This is a genomic window from Streptomyces sp. NPDC048018 (assembly GCF_043202995.1).
Lineage (GTDB): Bacteria > Actinomycetota > Actinomycetes > Streptomycetales > Streptomycetaceae > Streptomyces.
Window position 1 is genome coordinate 450,517 of sequence record NZ_JBIDBK010000005.1, and the last position, 15,537, is coordinate 466,053.

Here is a 15,537-nt window from a genome sequence, read left to right on the forward strand (position 1 = left end):
CCTTTCACCACCATGAGCGTTGTCACCAACACGACCACCATCGGCGCCATCGAGGCGCCGAGCCGCCGCAACACCGAGCTGGCGTTGCTCGCGTTCGCCGTCGCCATTCCGGTGTTCGCGTACCTCAACGTCGGTCTCGCGATCGACGGCACGGTGCCGCCGGGCATGCTCGGGTACGGGGCGGGCCTCACGCTGCTCGCGGGAGTGGCGCACCTGGTGGTGCGCAAGTGGGCCCCGTACGCGGATCCGCTGCTGCTGCCGCTGGCGACCCTGCTGAACGGCCTCGGCCTGGTGCTGATCTGGCGCCTCGACCAGTCGCCGCGGATCATCGCCCGCTACAAGACCTTCAGCCCCGACGCCCCGAACCAGATGATGTACTCGGCGATCGGCATCGCCATGTTCGTGGGCGTGCTGCTGCTCCTGAAGGACCACCGGGTGCTGCAGCGCTACACCTACATCTCGATGGCGGCGGCCCTCGTCCTGCTGATCCTGCCGCTCGTCCCGGGCCTCGGCGCGGACGTCTTCGGCGCCAAGATCTGGATCAACGTCGGCGGTTTCTCGATCCAGCCCGGTGAGTTCGCCAAGCTGGTCCTCGCGGTCTTCTTCTCCGGCTATCTGATGGTGAAGAGGGACGCGCTCGCACTGGCCAGCCGCCGGTTCATGGGGCTCTACCTGCCGCGTGGCCGCGACCTGGGCCCGATCCTCACGATCTGGGCGATCAGCCTGCTCATCCTGGTCTTCGAGAACGACCTCGGCACCTCGCTGCTGTTCTTCGGCATGTTCGTGATCATGCTGTACGTGGCGACGGAGCGGACCAGCTGGGTCGTCATGGGTCTGCTGATGTCGACCGCGGGTGCGGTCGTCGTCGGTTCGACCGCCTCCCACGTGCAGTCGCGTGTGGCGGCCTGGCTCGACCCCTTCGAGTGCCTGAAGACCGCGCCCGAGGGCTCGAACATGGCCATGGCCTGCGACCAGATGACGCAGGTGCTGATGTCGTTCGGCTCCGGCGGCATCCTCGGCACCGGCCTCGGCCAGGGCAACTCCGACCTGGTCGGCTTCGCCGCCAACTCCGACTTCATCTTCGCCACCGTCGGCGAGGAGCTCGGTCTCGCCGGTGTGATGGTCTTCCTGCTCTTCTACGGGCTGATCATCGAGCGCGGTGTGCGCACGGCCCTGGCCGCCCGCGACCCGTTCGGCAAGCTGCTCGCGATGGGCCTGTCGGGCGCGTTCGCCCTGCAGGTCTTCGTGGTCGCCGGCGGTGTCATGGGGCTCATCCCGCTGACCGGTATGACGATGCCGTTCCTCGCCTACGGCGGCTCGTCCGTGATCGCCAACTGGGCGCTGATCGGCGTCCTGATCCGCATCAGCGACACCGCGCGCCGCCCCGCGCCCTCCCCCGCCCCGAACCCCGACGCCGAGATGACGCAGGTGGTCCGTCCGTGAACAAGCCGCTGCGCCGCGTCGCGATCTTCTGCGGCCTGCTGATCTTCGCCCTGCTGGTGCGGGACAACTGGCTCCAGTACGTGCGCGCCGACGAGCTGAACGCCCATCCGAAGAACCGGCGGGTGACGATCGAGCGCTACTCCAACGCGCGAGGGAACATCATCGTCGACGGCAAGCCGATCACCGGCTCCGTCGACTCGGGCGACGAGTTCTACGCGTACAAGCGCACGTACATCGACGGCAGGATGTGGGCTCCGGTGACGGGCTACGCCTCCCAGGCCTTCGACGCCAGCCAGATCGAGAAGATCGAGGACGGCATCCTCACCGGCAACGACGACCGGCTCTTCTTCGACCGCACGCTCGCCATGTTCACCGGTGAGAAGAAGAAGGGCGGCGACGTCGTCACCACCCTGAGCGGGGCCGCGCAGAGGGCCGCGTTCAAGGGGCTCGGCAACAAGACGGGCGCGGTCGTCGCGATCGAGCCGTCGACGGGCAAGATCCTCGCGCTGGCCTCGACGCCGTCGTACGACCCGGCCTCCTTCGCCGGCTACCACGACTCCGACGCCAAGGCCTGGCAGGCGCTGGAGAAGGACAAGAACAAGCCCAAGCTGAACCGCGCCCTCCGCGAGATCTACCCGCCCGGCTCCGTCTTCAAGGTCGTCACGGCGGCGGCGGCGCTGGAGAACGGCAAGGTCACGGACATCAACGCGGCCACCGAGACGCCCGAGGGCTGGAAGATCCCGCTCTCCACCAAGCCGATGGTCAACCACGCCAGCGGCTGTGCCAACGCCAGTCTGAACAGGGCGCTGGAGATCTCCTGCAACTCGGTGTTCGCGAAGCTCGGTGACGACGTCGGCCGGGACAAGATGGTCGAGATGGCGGAGAAGTTCGGCTTCAACTCCGAGCAGTTCACCCCGGTCCGCGCCGTCGCCTCCGTCTACGACAAGCAGGCCGACCGCGGCGGCAACGCGCTGTCGTCGATCGGCCAGTTCAACACGGCGACGACTCCGCTGCAGATGGCCATGGTGACGGCCGCGATCGCCAACGACGGCAAGCTGATGAAGCCGTACATGGTCGACAAGCTGGTGGCGCCGAACCTCGACGTCATCAAGCAGACCGAGCCGGAGGAGCTCAGCCGCCCCGTCTCGCCGGAGACCGCCCAGAAGCTCCAGCAGATGATGGAGAACGTCGTCCAGAACGGCACCGGCGGCAACGCCGACCTGCACAAGGACGGCGTGAAGGTCGGCGGCAAGACCGGCACGGCCCAGCACGGCGAGAAGAACGCCAAGCGTCCCTACGCCTGGTTCATCTCGTACGCGAAGACCGACCAGGGTTCCCCGGTCGCCGTCGCCGTGATCGTCGAGGACTCCGAGGGCACCGACCGCGAGGACATCAGCGGTGGCGGCCTGGCGGCCCCGATCGCGAAGGCCGTGATGAAGGCGGTACTGAACAGCAGGAGCTGATCTTCCGGCCGGTGGGCCCGGACCGGACCGGGGCGGTGACGGATGTCACCGCGCGGGACCGTGACCGATACCACGGGCGGGGGCCGGGCCGGATACCGGTCGGGTATCAGGTGGCGGTCGGCGGACGAAGCGCCTTCCGTCGGCCGGTAGCGTATGCGCGGACAGCACACACCGCCGGACCACACACGGGTGCGGTCGGGACAGACGGAGAGGGCTGGAGAAGCTATGGAAGAGCCGCGTCGCCTCGGCGGCCGGTACGAGCTGGGCTCGGTGCTCGGCCGTGGTGGCATGGCCGAGGTCTACCTCGCCCACGACACCCGGCTCGGCCGCACCGTCGCCGTGAAGACGCTGCGGGCCGACCTCGCCCGCGACCCGTCCTTCCAGGCCCGGTTCCGCCGTGAGGCCCAGTCCGCCGCCTCGCTGAACCACCCGGCGATCGTCGCCGTCTACGACACCGGCGAGGACTACGTCGACGGGGTCTCCATCCCGTACATCGTGATGGAGTACGTCGACGGTTCGACCCTGCGTGAGCTGCTTCACTCCGGGCGCAAGCTGCTGCCCGAGCGCACGCTGGAGATGACCGTCGGCATCCTGCAGGCGCTGGAGTACTCGCACCGCGCCGGCATCGTGCACCGTGACATCAAGCCGGCGAACGTCATGCTGACCCGCACCGGCCAGGTCAAGGTCATGGACTTCGGCATCGCGCGCGCCATGGGCGACGCGGGCATGACCATGACGCAGACCGCCGCGGTGATCGGTACGGCGCAGTACCTCTCCCCGGAGCAGGCCAAGGGCGAGCAGGTCGACGCCCGCTCCGACCTGTACTCCACCGGCTGCCTGCTGTACGAGCTCCTGACGGTCCGGCCGCCGTTCATCGGCGACTCGCCGGTCGCCGTCGCCTACCAGCACGTCCGCGAGGAGCCGCAGGCCCCGAGCAACTTCGACTCCGAGATCACGCCCGAGATGGACGCCATCGTCCTGAAGGCGCTGGTCAAGGACCCCGACTACCGCTACCAGTCCGCCGACGAGATGCGCGCGGACATCGAGGCCTGCCTCGACGGCCAGCCGGTCGCGGCGACCGCCGCGATGGGCGCGGTCGCCTACGGCGGCGGCTACGGCGGCTACGGCCCGGAGGACCAGCCGACGGCGGCCCTGCGCCAGGCGGACCCGGCGGGTCAGACGACGATGCTGCCGCCGATGAACCCGGACGGCGGCGGCTACGGCTACGACGACCGCCCCGACCGCCGCCGCCAGAAGAAGTCGAACACCTCGACGATCCTTCTGGTCCTGGCCGGTGTCCTGGTGCTCGTCGGCGCGATCCTGATCGGACAGTCGATCTTCGACTCGAAGGAGAGCGCGGACCAGGTCCCGGTGCCTCAGTTCGTCGGGAAGTCGCTCAAGGAGTCCGAGGGTCTCGCGCAGAACTCGAACGTCAAGGTGCAGCAGTCCGGCACCCAGCGTTGCGACCAGCCCAAGGGCCTGATCTGCAGCCAGACGCCGGTGGCGGACGGCACGGCGAAGATGAACGTCGGCGAGACGGTCTCCGTCGTGGTCTCCGAGGGCGCCCCGCAGGTCGAGGTCCCGGACGTCACCGAGAAGCAGCAGCAGAGCGCCGAGGACACGCTGCGCGGCAAGGGCTTCAAGGTCAACGTGAAGTACGAGGAGTCCGACCAGGAGGCCGGCCGGGTGCTCCGCCAGAGCCCCGACGGCGGCTCGCAGGCGGAGAAGAACTCCGAGGTCACGATCACCGTGGCCAAGAAGCAGAAGTCGCAGCTGCCGGACGTCACCGGCCGCACCTACGACGTCGCCCTGCAGCAGCTCCAGACGCTCGGCTTCTCCAACGTCGCCCGCCAGGACCAGGACTCCGACCAGCCCGCGGGCACGGTCGTGGGCCAGACCCCGAACGGCAACTCGGACCAGCCGAAGGACGTCCAGATCACGCTGAAGGTCTCGAAGGGACCCCAGCAGACGGCGCAGCCGATCCCGCCGGTCACGGGCATGACCCTCGACCAGGCCCGGGCGACGCTCGCGGCCTTCGGCTACCAGCTCGGCACCGTGGACGGCCCGAACGAGGGCAACGCCCGCATCAAGGAGCAGGACCCGCAGCCCGGCACCCCGGGCCAGCCGAACCAGACGGTCAACGTGAAGACCGAGAAGAACGGCGGCGGCTGGTTCGACTGAACCGCAGCCCGCACCCGTGAGTGAGGTGAGCCCCGGCATCCTGGATGCCGGGGCTCACGCGCGTCTTCGCGGGGGCTGCGCCCCGGGGAGGTCCTAGCGCAGCTCCGCCGGCAGGGTGCGACGGGCGTCGACCTTCTCGGTGCGGGCCAGTTCGCCCCACACGACGTAGCGGAAGTCCGAGGTGTACATCGGGGTGCAGGTCGTCAGGGTGATGTAGCGGCCCGGCCTGGTCCTGCCGGACTCCTTGGGGACCGGCTGGAGGACGTCCACGTTGTACTTCGTGGTCTCCGGGAGGATCTTGTAGACCTTGTAGACGTACCAGGTGTCCTTGGACTCGAAGACGATCGGGTCGCCGTTCTTCAGCTTGTGGATGTTGTGGAACTTCGCACCGTGCCCGTCGCGGTGCGCCGCGAGCGTGAAGTTGCCCTGCTTGTCCTGCGGCAGCGCGGACTTGAGCGGAGCGCTGTAGTAGCCGGCGACACCGTTGTTGAGGATCTCGGTGTCGGTGCCCTTCTTCACGAGCACCTCGTCGTCGCCCATCGCCGGCACGTGGAGGAAGCCGATGCCGTCCTTGGTGTCGAGCGCCCCGGGGCCACTGGCCGCCCAGTGCTCGCGGACCTGGTCGCCGTCCCTGCCGGCGGCGCGGTCGGCGAGGACGTTGGTCCACCACAGCGAGTAGACGACGAAGAGGCCGAGGACGAGGCCCGCGGTGATGAGGAGTTCGCCGAAGACGCTGATGATCCCGGCGATCCGGTTGCGCGCACGTGCCACTAGGTCGTCCCGTCGAGGTGTGGGTGGTCTCGGTAGTGGGGCTCAGCCTACGAGCGCGTCCGGCTTTCCCTTGCTGCGCGGGCGTTCGTCGACGAGCTTTCCCCACACGATCATGCGGTACGTGCTCGTGAACTCCGGTGTGCAGGTGGTCAGCGTGATGTAGCGGCCGGGCCCGGTGAAGCCCGAACCCTTGGGCACGGGCTCGATGACCGAGACGTTCGACGGCGAGGTCTGCGGCAGGATGCCGGCCATCTCGTACGTGTAGTACGCGTCGCGGGTCTCGACGACGATCGGGTCGCCCGGCTCCAGGCGGTTGATGTAACGGAACGGCTCGCCATGGGTGTTGCGGTGCCCGGCGACCGCGAAGTTGCCCTGCTTGTCGGCGGGCATCGCGGTCTTGAGCCGTCCCTCGCCGTAGTGGCCGACCATGCCCTTGTCGAGGACCTTGGGCTTGCTGATGCCCTCGGCGATCGGGACGACGACATCGAGCTTGGGGATGTACATGATGGCGAAGCCCTTGCCGGGCTCGAAGGCCCCGGGGGCATCGTCCTGCCCCTGGGACCAGGAGTTCTCGATGTCCTTCTTGGCCCGGTCGGTCTCCTGGCCGGCGAGCACGTTCGTCCACCACAGCTGGTAGGCGACGAACAGCAGCATCACGACGCCGAAGGTGATGAACAGTTCACCGACGACGCGGCTGAGGACGACCCCGAGGCTGTCCTTGGCGGCTCGGGCGGCCCGGCGGGCCTCGACACGGGACAGCGGGGCGGCGGGCTGCGCCGGCGCGGCCGGCTCGGGAGCTCCGCGTCCCTTGCGCCTGGCGGCGCGGCGGCGCTCGGCCCGGCCGGGACCGGGCAGCGGGGCGGCGGTGGCGGCCCCGGCCTCCTCGACGGTGCGCAGCGCCATCGTCCGGTCTTCGGGCTCCGGCCCAAGCTCCGGGGCAGGCGCGGGTACGGGTGCGGGCTGCGGCGCGGACTGCTCCGGGCTCCCGTAGGCGTCGCCCGCGTAGGGGCCGGGGACGGTCCCGTAGCCCCCGCCGCTCCCGTACGTCTCAGCGGCGCCGTACGTCTCGGGTGCGCCGTGGCTCGCGGCCGTCGTCCCGTACGCCTCCGCGGCGCCGTGGCTCGCGGCCGTCCCCTGCGTCTTCGCGCCGTACGTCTCGTAGGCGGCTCCGTACGCCCCCTGGGGCGCCGGGGGCGGCTGGTGGGCCGGATACGCGTCCGGGGCCGCTATCGGCTCGTAGACGGCCGTCTCGGCCTCGTACGGGGGCGGTACGGCCCCGGGCTGGGGCATCGGCCGGGGCGGGGACCCCGGTCCGGGCTCCTCGTCCGGCAGGTTCGTCGCCCGGAACCACGGCGACCCGGCCGTCACGCGACGGCCTTGCCCACCACCGGCGCGAGTCCCGTCGACCGCGCGACCGCTCCCTTGTCGCCGCACTGCTCCAGCCAGTTGGCGAGCATCAGGTGCCCGTGCTCGGTGAGCACCGACTCGGGGTGGAACTGCACGCCCTCCACGGGCAGTTCGCGGTGCCGCAGCCCCATGATGATGCCGTCCTCGGTGCGCGCGGTGACCTCGAGCTCGGCCGGCAGGGCGGCGGGCTCGGCGGCCAGCGAGTGATAGCGGGTCGCGGTGAACGGCGAGGGCAGACCGGCGAAGACGCCCTTGCCCTCGTGGGTGACGGGCGAGGTCTTGCCGTGCAGCAGCTCGGGCGCGCGGTCCACGATCCCGCCGTAGGCGACGGCCATCGACTGCATGCCGAGGCAGACGCCGAAGACGGGCACCCCGGTGGCGGCGCAGTGGCGCACCATGTCGATGCAGACCCCGGCCTGTTCGGGCGCGCCCGGACCGGGCGAGAGCAGGACGCCGTCGAAGCCGTCCTGGGCGTGGGAGAGCTCCACCTCGTCGTTGCGCCGCACCTCGCACTCGGCGCCGAGCTGGTACAGGTACTGAACGAGGTTGAAGACGAAGCTGTCGTAGTTGTCGACGACGAGAATTCGCGCGCTCACTGGCCGTCCACCGTCACATCGTTGAACGGAAGCAGCGGCTCCGCCCAGGGGAACACGTACTGGAAGAGGGCGTAGACGACCGCGAGGACCAGCACGACCGAGATCAGCGCCTTCACCCAGGCGTTGCCCGGCAGATGCCGCCAGATCCATCCGTACATGACGTCCGACGCCCCTTCCGTTCGTTACGGGGACCAGAGTACGGGGCGCCGGGGCGGTCGGGGGTCAACCGTCCAAAGCCTGTGGACGACCGGCCGTCACGGGCTGGGTGGCGTCCAGGTGGGCCCAGACGATCAGCCGGTGGCTGCTGCCCCACTCGGGATCGCAGGTGGTGAGGGTGAGGTAGCGGCCGGGGCCGTCGAACCCCGATCTCCGGGGGACGGGGTCGATCACGGCGGTGTCGGTGGGCACGGTCCGGTACGGGGCGCGGTCGACGCGGTAGGTGAACCAGGTCGTCCCGTCGGTGAGGACGACGGCGTCGCCGCGGCGCAGCCGGGGGAAGTCCTTGAAGGGGTCGCCGTGGGTGCGGCGGTGTCCGGCGACGGCGAAGTTGCCGGTCTCGCCGAGGCGGGCGGTGCCCGCGTAGTGGCCGAGGCCCTTCTTGAGGGTGCGGACCCCGGTGCCCTCCAGGACGGGCCACTCCCAGTCCGCGCCGAGACGGGGCACGTACATGACGGCGAAGCCCTTGCCGGCGGTGTACGGGGTGGGGGCGGGCGGCGCGGGAAGCGCGCCGGCCGGTTCGACCGGGCGCGCGACCCACTCCTGCTGGAGGCTGTCGAGCTGGCCGGCGGTGGCGCTGTCGGCCTGGACGCCGGTCCAGTACAGGACGTACGCGACGAAGAGGACGATCAGGGCACCGGTGGTGATGCACAGCTCGCTGAGGGTCCGTACGACCAGTCGCACCGTCACCGCACCCGGCTCCCCCCCGGTCAGCGCATGCGTCAGCTCACAGGCTTCGCGTAGTGGAGGTCCACTGTGCCCGAGTAGCCGGGGAGAGTCACCGCCCTGTGCTCGTCGACCTTCCAGCCGAGCCCGTAGGCCTTCACATATAGCTGGTAGTTCTGGATCGCGGGGGAGTCGGCGAGGGCCTTGGTCAGGCGGTCGCGGTCACCGACGGCGGTGATCTTGTAGGGCGGCGAGTAGACGCGGCCCTGGAGGATCAGGGTGTTGCCGACGCAGCGCACGGCGCTGGTGGAGATCAGCCGCTGGTCCATGACCTTGATCCCCTTGGCGCCGCCCTTCCACAGGGCGTTGACGACGGCCTGGAGGTCCTGCTGGTGGATGACCAGGTCGTTGGCCTGGGGCTCGGGGTAGCCGGGGGCCGCCTGGGCGTTCGGCGGGGCGTCGTTGAGGGTGACGGTGAGGCCGGGGCCCGAGGTCGGGGTGGTGCCGGCGGTGTTCTCCAGGGCGCGCAGGCGCTCGTCCTGGGCCGTGGTGGAGCCGTCGTCGCGGGCGGCGAGGGCGTCGACCTGGCGGCGCAGGGCGGCGGCGGACTCGTCGAGGCCGGCGTTCTTGTGGCTGCGTTCCTCGATCAGGTCGGAGAGCCTGAGGAGGGAGGCGTCGGTGCGGAGGTTGGTGCCCTTGGCGGTGTTGAAGCTGGTGACGAAGATCAGTCCGGCGAGGGCGAAGACGGCAGCGGTCAGCACCCGGACCGGGCGCCATCTGGTGCTTCGGCCCGGCCCTGCGGGAGTGTCGGCGGAATTGCTCAACGTACCCTGATCCCCTTCGGTGCCGCGGAACCACTACGCTAACGGACGCCCGGAGGACGTGGCGGTCCGCTTCGTCGGATCCCGCTCCGTCCCGTCCCGGCGCCAGTCACAGTTCCCTGCGCGGTCACGCAGCGCATCGACAGGAGAGTCCCTCGTGCCGAAGTCACGGATCCGCAAGAAGGCCGACTACACGCCGCCGCCCGCCACGAAGCAGGCCGCTGCCATCAAGCTGACCAACCGCAGCTGGGTGGCCCCGGTGATGCTGGCGATGTTCGCCATCGGGCTGGTGTGGATCGTGGTCTTCTACGTCACCGACGGCACGCTGCCGGTCAAGTCCCTGAGCAACTGGAACATCGTGGTCGGCTTCGGCTTCATCGCCGCCGGCTTCGGTGTCTCCACCCAGTGGAAGTGACGCGTCAAGCTCTGCCCTGAGTTATCCACAGTGTTGTGCACAGCACTGGATAACTTACGACGATCTGTGGATAACTCCCACGGTGTTGACGCCGGTACGACCGCGAGAACACCTCCGCAGGAACACTTCGCCCCCCACTCCTGAGAGAAAATGCCTGATCAGGAGTGGGGGGCGCGGTCATGGCCGGGATGATGCGACGTCCCCGCCACGCACTGTGGATAACTCTGGGGAAAGCTTTCCCGGAAGCTCGTCCACAGCTCTGCCCGCTCAGGTGAGCGCGGCTGTCCGTCCGAGCACGATCCCCAGATCGAGCAGCAGCACCAGCCCGCAGACCGCGTACTGCACAAGGTCCCGGCGCGCCCGCGGCGCGTGCACCAGCCCGTACGTCACGAGCGCGCCCGCGACCAGGCCGCCGATGTGCGCCTCCCAGGAGACTCCCGGCCGGGCGAACGTGAAGACCAGCGAGATCGCCACGAAGAGCAGCACCGGGCGCATGTCGTAACGCCGGCGCCGGGCCAGCACCACCCAGGAGCCGATCAGTCCGTAGACGATCCCCGAGGCGCCGAGCGAGGCCTGGTTCGGAGCGTCCAGGAGATAGACGAGCGCGGAGCCGGACAGCCCCGAGAGCAGACACAGCAGGGCGTACCGGATCCGGCCGAGCTCCGGCTCGACGATCCCGCCGATCACCCACAGTCCGATCATGTTGAAGACGAAGTGCGGGACCTCCTGATGGAGGAGGGCGGAGGTGAGGAGCCGGTACCACTCGCCGTCCGCGACGCCGACGACCTCGCTGAGCACCGGGTTGTACGCGTACCCGATCATGACCAGCTGGTCGACGAACCGGTCGCCGGCCACCTGGGCGGCGATGAACAGCCCGAGGTTCACCGCGATGAGGATCTTGGTGACGAGGCGCCCGTCCGCCGCCACCCGGCCGCCCGCGAGGGTCCGCGGCTGGTTGGCGTCCGGCGCGTGGCCCGTACCGGAGCCGTTGCGCACGCAGTCGGGGCACTGGAAGCCGACGGACGCGGAGACCATGCACTGCGGGCAGATCGGCTTCTCGCAGCGGGTGCAGCGGATGCCGGTCCCGACGTCCGGGTGGCGATAGCAGCGCGGCAGACCGGACTGCGGGTCCATGGGGGTCCTCCCGTGAGGCGGCTGGCGGACGGGGGCGGTCAGCACATCGCCCCGCCCTCCTGACGGACGGGCGGGGCGCGAAGGTTCCCGAGGGGCGGGTGAGCTCCGGGTCAGCGGCTCTCGATCACGACGGTCTCGACGACGACGTCCTCGACCGGGCGCTCGGTCCGCGGGTTGGTCGGGGTGGCGGCGATCGCGTCCACGACCTTCCTGCTCGACGCACCGACGACCTCGCCGAAGATCGTGTGCTTGCGGTTCAGCCAGGTCGCCGGACCGACCGTGACGAAGAACTGCGAGCCGTTGGTGCCCGGGCCGGCGTTGGCCATCGCGAGCAGGTACGGCTTGTCGAAGAGGAGCTCCGGGTGGAACTCGTCGGCGAACTCGTAACCCGGGCCGCCCGTGCCGTTCCCCAGCGGGTCGCCGCCCTGGATCATGAAGCCCTCGATCACGCGGTGGAAGACGGTGCCGTCGTAGAGCGGGGAGGTGGAGACCACGCCGGTCTCCGGATGCGTCCACTCGCGCTCGCCACGGGCGAGTTCGACGAAGTTCCGGACCGTCTTGGGGGCGTGGAACGGCAGCAGCCGGATCTCGATGTCACCCTGGCTGGTCTTCAGGGTCGCGTACAGCTGCTCGGCCACGATCTGCCTCTCTCCGCACCTCGGCACGCGGGCGTCCGTGCCCACGCGTGCTTCACGCCCGCATCCTCGCATGCCCCGGATGCCCGCCCCGCATGCCGGAGCGCGGTCCGGCAGGCATGATTCCGAAAAGGATGGAAAGGTGAAAAACCGATACCGCCACCGAGGAGGAGGATCCCGTGACCCGCATGGACAGCGTGCGCGCCGCGACAGATTCGGCGAAGGAGAGCGTCCTGCACGCCGCGGAAGTGGTGGCGCCGTACGCCGGGACGGCCAGGGACCAGGCCGTGCAGTACGCGCACGAGGCGCGCGTCAGGATCGCCCCGAGGGTCTCGAAGGCCGCTGGTGCGGCCCGTGTTCAGGCCCGTCAGCAGTACGACTGCCACGTCGCACCGCACGTGCCGCCGCGGGTCGACGAGGCCGCGCAACGCGCTGCGGCCGTGACCCGCAAGGCCGCCCGTCAGGCGACCGATTACACCGTTCCGCGTGTCGGGCACGCGGTCGCCGCGACCGGTCCCGTCCTGGAGGAGGCCGGGTCGCGTTCGACTGCCGCCTGGGCCGCGCTGCGCGGTCAGGTGACGCCGAAGGACATCCGGAAGATCGTGAAGAAGCATGAGCGCCGGCACCGGGCCGGACGCGTCGCCAAGGTCCTCGCGGTCCTCGGCGTGGTCGTGGGCGGCGCGTTCGTCGCCTGGAAGTGGTGGGACAAGCAGGCCAACCCCGACTGGCTGGTCGAGCCGCCCGCTCCCACCGAGCTGGACGAGGAGACCCGGCTGTCGTCCGTCGACGACGGCGGTTCTTCACTCGATCCCGAGGTGGCGGCCAAGGAGGCCGACGCGGAGGCTCCGGACCGCGGCGAGGAACGCCGCTGATCGTCCGCCGGTCGCGATACGGGCACGGAGGGGCGATACGGGTACGGGCACAGGGCGCGGCGGAGAATCCCGCCGCGCCCTACGCCGCGTACGCGGCCTGCGCGACCGGCGCGTTCTGTGCCGCCCGGGCGGCGCTCGTCGTGCCGGCCGCGCCCTGAGCGGCGGTCCCGGCGGTCCGCGCGGGCTGCTCGGCGGTCCGCGTCGCCGCCGTGGCACCGCTCAGGCCGGCCAGGTCCTCCCAGCCGAAAGGGTCCAGGTCGCCGGCGTCGGCGCGCAGGTGCCGGACCGAGGGGGACGAGCCGTGCGCCTCGGCGCGGATCCGCTGCTTGATGGTGGGCGGCAGGGCGCGGCCCTGGGCGGTGTGCCAGTCCCTGGGCGTTCGCTGTGCGGGTACCGGGACGGCGGGACGGGCCGCGGCGGCCGCGGCGCCACCGGCGAGCGCCGGCTCCTCGCCCTGCTGGAGGGCGGGCTGCCGGGCGGCGGTGGCGGGGGTCGCCAGGCCGAGGGAGGCGAGCAGGGCGAAGAGGACGGAGACGAGGGCGGTCCAGAACTGCTTGACCTTGGCGGTGGCCATGACCTCTCACTTTCGTGCTGAACGGGAGGGGCGTTCTCGGATGGTTCATTTCGGATTGCGCGCTTTTCGTACCTTCCTCATCATGAGGAGGCGCAGGCGGAATCCACGGAGCGACGCCGTCGCCGTGCAGTTCTTCCGATGAACACCACCCGTCCGGCTCAGTACGCCGTGGCGGGCTCCCCCGCCACCGGGGCCGCCGCCCGGCTCCGGGCGCGCTCCGCACGGCGCACGGCCGGCCCGGTGGCCAGGCCCGCGACCAGGAAGACCGCGCCCAGGACCAGCCAGCCCGCCGGGCCCCAGCCGATCAGCAGCGTGGTGACGAGCAGCGGTCCGAGCGTCCTGGCGACCGGCACGCCCGTGCCGTAGAAGCCCTGGTACTGGCCGATCCGGTCGGCCGGGGCCAGCGCGAGGCCGATCTCCCACGAGCCCGCGGAGTGCCGCATCTCGGCGACCACCTGGAGGACGGCGCCCAGGACGAGGACCGCGACCGTCGGCCGGGATCCGAGGCCGGCCGACGTGAGCGCGAAGACGGCGCACGAGGCGAGCATCACCGGGCCGGACCGGACCACCGCCCGGGTGGCCTCGGGCAGCCCGGTCACCGAGCGCGCGGCCCGCACCTGAAACAGCATCACCGCGCCGGTGTTGAGGACGAACAGGGCCGAGACCGTCCATCCGGGGGCGGCGGTGCGCTCCACGATCCACAGCGGCAGGGCCAGGCTGAGCAGCGGCAGCCGGAGCAGCAGCAGGGCGTTGAGCAGGGTGAGCACGGCGTACGGGCGGTCCCGCAGCACGACGAGCCGGGGCCCCCCGCCCGGTGCGGCCGGGGTGCCGGGCAGTGCCGGGAGCCCTCCCAGCAGCAGGGCGCAGACCAGGAAGCCGAGCGCGTCGAGGGCGAACACGGCGCAGGAGGCGGTGCGAGTGCCGGAGCTCAGGGCGAGGCCGCCCAGCGCGGCGCCGACGGCGAGACCCGCGTTGAGCGTGGCCTGGATCCGGGCCAGCATCCCGATCCGGGCGCCGGGCGCGACGAGTCCGGCGAGGAGGGCCTGGCGGGCCGCGGCCAGACCGCTCTGGGCGGTCGCGTACAGCGCGGCGGCGAGCAGGAAGGGCACGAAGGAACGGATGAGGAGGAAGGAGGCGACGGCCGCGGAGGTCGCCAGGGCCAGCAGCACGGCGCTGCCGCGCGGTCCGCGCCGGTCGGCGAGATGCCCGAGCGGCACCCCGGCGAGCGAGCCGATTCCCCAGGCCGCGGCGAGGCCGGCGCCGATCTGTGCGGGGGAGAGCCCGACGACCCGGGAGAAGTAGAGGGCCGAGGTCACGTAGAAGGCGCCGTCGCCGACGGAGTTGCCGAGCTGGGCCGCGAGCAGCAGCCGATGCGTCCTCGCACTCGCGTGCGCCCCGCCCGCCGTGCGCTTCATCTTCGCCATGAACACGACCGTACGAGCCTGTGGCCCACCACACCCGGTCCATTCCGGGGGTGATCCACCGGGCCACTTCGTTCGAACACGAAAAAGCTCCCTGCCTGCGTTTCCGCAGCTCAGGGAGCTTTTCTTCCGAAGTGGAGCCTAGGGGAGTCGAACCCCTGACATCTGCCATGCAAAGACAGCGCTCTACCAACTGAGCTAAGGCCCCGGAACGACAACAGAGTACCGGGTCACCCCCGGTATCCCGCAAAAGGATTGGGACTCCCCGTGGGCGACCACGCTCCGTAAGATGCTGATCGGGGTTCGCAGTGGCGAACCCAAGGGATGGGGAGAAGTAGTAATGGATACAGCGCAGCAGGAAGCCACGGCCAGAGCCCGGGAGCTTCAGCGCAGTTGGTACGGGGAGCCGTTGGGGGCGCTCTTCCGCCGGCTGATCGACGATCTCGGGCTGAACCAGGCGAGGCTGGCAGCCGTGCTGGGGCTTTCCGCGCCCATGCTCTCCCAGCTGATGAGCGGCCAGCGGGCCAAGATCGGCAATCCCGCCGTCGTCCAGCGTGTCCAGGCCCTTCAGGAGCTCGCCGGCCAGGTCGCCGACGGCAGCGTCAGCGCCGCCGAGGCCACCGACCGGATGGACGAGATCAAGAAGTCCCAGGGCGGCTCCGTCCTGACCGCGACCAGCCCGACCCCGTCCAGCGGCGCGCCCACCGTGCGCCGTGTGGTCCGCGAGATCCAGTCCCTGCTGCGCTCCGTGGCGGCGGCCGGCGACATCATCGACGCCGCCGACTCGCTCGCGCCCGCGCACCCGGAACTGGCAGAGTTCCTCCGGGTGTACGGCGCGGGGCGCACCGCTGACGCCGTCGCCCACTACGAGGCGCATCAGAACTGACGCCGGGACGGCGGCATCCGAGACGGCACGGGGAGC

At 70.6% G+C, this 15,537-nt stretch carries 16 protein-coding genes and 1 tRNA gene; 6 read left to right on the forward strand and 11 right to left on the reverse strand.

The genetic code is table 11. The annotated features are described in order from the left end of the window. Positions 1–12 precede the first annotated feature (12 nt). The 3 genes from ACGF1Z_RS21960 (at position 13) to pknB (ending at position 5,087) form a co-directional block, all read left to right on the forward strand. Positions 13–1,443 (forward strand): FtsW/RodA/SpoVE family cell cycle protein, encoded by a 1,431-nt coding sequence (locus ACGF1Z_RS21960; RefSeq protein ID WP_393006441.1) that lies wholly within the window; start codon positions 13–15, stop codon positions 1,441–1,443. After that, positions 1,440–2,906 carry a peptidoglycan D,D-transpeptidase FtsI family protein gene (locus ACGF1Z_RS21965; RefSeq protein WP_393006443.1) on the forward strand — a complete coding sequence of 489 codons (1,467 nt, stop codon included), beginning with the start codon at positions 1,440–1,442 and terminating at the stop codon, positions 2,904–2,906. The genes ACGF1Z_RS21960 and ACGF1Z_RS21965 overlap by 4 nt, the downstream gene beginning before the upstream one ends. 225 nt (positions 2,907–3,131) lie before the next feature. Next, positions 3,132–5,087, forward strand: a complete 1,956-nt coding sequence (gene pknB / locus ACGF1Z_RS21970) for a Stk1 family PASTA domain-containing Ser/Thr kinase (RefSeq protein WP_393006445.1) — start codon at positions 3,132–3,134, stop codon at positions 5,085–5,087. 93 nt (positions 5,088–5,180) lie between these two features. Here pknB and ACGF1Z_RS21975 read toward each other — a convergent pair whose 3' ends face one another. The 6 genes from ACGF1Z_RS21975 to ACGF1Z_RS22000 form a co-directional block, all read right to left on the reverse strand. Further along, positions 5,181–5,858 carry a class E sortase gene (locus tag ACGF1Z_RS21975; RefSeq protein ID WP_393006447.1) on the reverse strand — a complete coding sequence of 226 codons (678 nt, stop codon included), beginning with the start codon at positions 5,856–5,858 and terminating at the stop codon, positions 5,181–5,183. A 42-nt stretch (positions 5,859–5,900) separates the two neighbouring features. After that, positions 5,901–7,226, reverse strand: a complete 1,326-nt coding sequence (locus ACGF1Z_RS21980) for a class E sortase (protein WP_393006449.1) — start codon at positions 7,224–7,226, stop codon at positions 5,901–5,903. Beyond that, the gene (locus ACGF1Z_RS21985) at positions 7,223–7,861 is read right to left on the reverse strand and encodes an aminodeoxychorismate/anthranilate synthase component II (protein ID WP_376627267.1); all 639 of its coding nucleotides are present in this window, start codon (positions 7,859–7,861) and stop codon (positions 7,223–7,225) included. Before ACGF1Z_RS21985 ends, ACGF1Z_RS21980 begins: the two co-directional genes overlap by 4 nt. Then, positions 7,858–8,019: a hypothetical protein gene (locus ACGF1Z_RS21990; protein ID WP_169092881.1), complete on the reverse strand. Its 162-nt coding sequence runs from the start codon at positions 8,017–8,019 to the stop codon at positions 7,858–7,860. The genes ACGF1Z_RS21985 and ACGF1Z_RS21990 overlap by 4 nt, the downstream gene beginning before the upstream one ends. 64 nt (positions 8,020–8,083) lie before the next feature. Beyond that, positions 8,084–8,767: a class E sortase gene (locus ACGF1Z_RS21995; protein ID WP_393006452.1), complete on the reverse strand. Its 684-nt coding sequence runs from the start codon at positions 8,765–8,767 to the stop codon at positions 8,084–8,086. Between the two features lie 32 nt (positions 8,768–8,799). Next, a complete protein-coding gene (locus tag ACGF1Z_RS22000; RefSeq protein ID WP_393006454.1) occupies positions 8,800–9,567 on the reverse strand; it encodes a DUF881 domain-containing protein in 768 nt (255 codons plus the stop codon). A 154-nt stretch (positions 9,568–9,721) separates the two neighbouring features. Here ACGF1Z_RS22000 and crgA point away from each other — a divergent pair, with 154 nt between their 5' ends. Then, positions 9,722–9,979: a cell division protein CrgA gene (crgA, locus tag ACGF1Z_RS22005; RefSeq protein WP_365343910.1), complete on the forward strand. Its 258-nt coding sequence runs from the start codon at positions 9,722–9,724 to the stop codon at positions 9,977–9,979. A 267-nt stretch (positions 9,980–10,246) separates the two neighbouring features. Here crgA and ACGF1Z_RS22010 read toward each other — a convergent pair whose 3' ends face one another. Then, a complete protein-coding gene (locus ACGF1Z_RS22010) occupies positions 10,247–11,113 on the reverse strand; it encodes a rhomboid family intramembrane serine protease (RefSeq protein WP_393006456.1) in 867 nt (288 codons plus the stop codon). Between the two features lie 110 nt (positions 11,114–11,223). Continuing rightward, positions 11,224–11,751, reverse strand: coding sequence for a peptidylprolyl isomerase (locus ACGF1Z_RS22015; protein WP_393006458.1), 528 nt, complete (start codon positions 11,749–11,751; stop codon positions 11,224–11,226). A gap of 176 nt (positions 11,752–11,927) precedes the next feature. Between ACGF1Z_RS22015 and ACGF1Z_RS22020 the strand changes: the two genes are divergently transcribed. Continuing rightward, positions 11,928–12,620 carry a DUF5324 family protein gene (locus ACGF1Z_RS22020; protein ID WP_393006460.1) on the forward strand — a complete coding sequence of 231 codons (693 nt, stop codon included), beginning with the start codon at positions 11,928–11,930 and terminating at the stop codon, positions 12,618–12,620. A 79-nt stretch (positions 12,621–12,699) separates the two neighbouring features. Here ACGF1Z_RS22020 and ACGF1Z_RS22025 read toward each other — a convergent pair whose 3' ends face one another. The 3 genes from ACGF1Z_RS22025 to ACGF1Z_RS22035 all read right to left on the reverse strand — a co-directional run bounded on the left by ACGF1Z_RS22025 (position 12,700) and on the right by ACGF1Z_RS22035 (position 14,823). Continuing rightward, a complete protein-coding gene (locus ACGF1Z_RS22025; protein ID WP_393006462.1) occupies positions 12,700–13,194 on the reverse strand; it encodes a DUF6344 domain-containing protein in 495 nt (164 codons plus the stop codon). Positions 13,195–13,352: 158 nt separating this feature from the next. Then, positions 13,353–14,618 carry an MFS transporter gene (locus ACGF1Z_RS22030; protein ID WP_393006464.1) on the reverse strand — a complete coding sequence of 422 codons (1,266 nt, stop codon included), beginning with the start codon at positions 14,616–14,618 and terminating at the stop codon, positions 13,353–13,355. 132 nt (positions 14,619–14,750) lie between these two features. After that, a tRNA-Ala gene (locus ACGF1Z_RS22035) sits at positions 14,751–14,823 on the reverse strand. 132 nt (positions 14,824–14,955) lie between these two features. On the opposite strand from ACGF1Z_RS22035, the gene ACGF1Z_RS22040 reads away from it, so the two are divergent. After that, on the forward strand, positions 14,956–15,501 hold the full coding sequence (locus ACGF1Z_RS22040; RefSeq protein WP_393006466.1) for a helix-turn-helix domain-containing protein: 546 nt from the start codon (positions 14,956–14,958) through the stop codon (positions 15,499–15,501). Positions 15,502–15,537 lie beyond the last annotated feature (36 nt).

Bases quoted from the DNA above. Each gene is read 5' to 3' on its own strand.
- ACGF1Z_RS21960 (WP_393006441.1), top strand. From the start codon at position 13: ATGAGCGTTGTCACCAACACGACCACCATCGGCGCCATCGAGGCGCCG.
- pknB (WP_393006445.1), top strand. From the start codon at position 3,132: ATGGAAGAGCCGCGTCGCCTCGGCGGCCGGTACGAGCTGGGCTCGGTG.
- ACGF1Z_RS21990 (WP_169092881.1), bottom strand. From the start codon at position 8,019: ATGTACGGATGGATCTGGCGGCATCTGCCGGGCAACGCCTGGGTGAAG.
- ACGF1Z_RS22010 (WP_393006456.1), bottom strand. From the start codon at position 11,113: ATGGACCCGCAGTCCGGTCTGCCGCGCTGCTATCGCCACCCGGACGTC.
- ACGF1Z_RS22025 (WP_393006462.1), bottom strand. From the start codon at position 13,194: ATGGCCACCGCCAAGGTCAAGCAGTTCTGGACCGCCCTCGTCTCCGTC.
- ACGF1Z_RS22030 (WP_393006464.1), bottom strand. From the start codon at position 14,618: ATGGCGAAGATGAAGCGCACGGCGGGCGGGGCGCACGCGAGTGCGAGG.
- ACGF1Z_RS22040 (WP_393006466.1), top strand. From the start codon at position 14,956: ATGGATACAGCGCAGCAGGAAGCCACGGCCAGAGCCCGGGAGCTTCAG.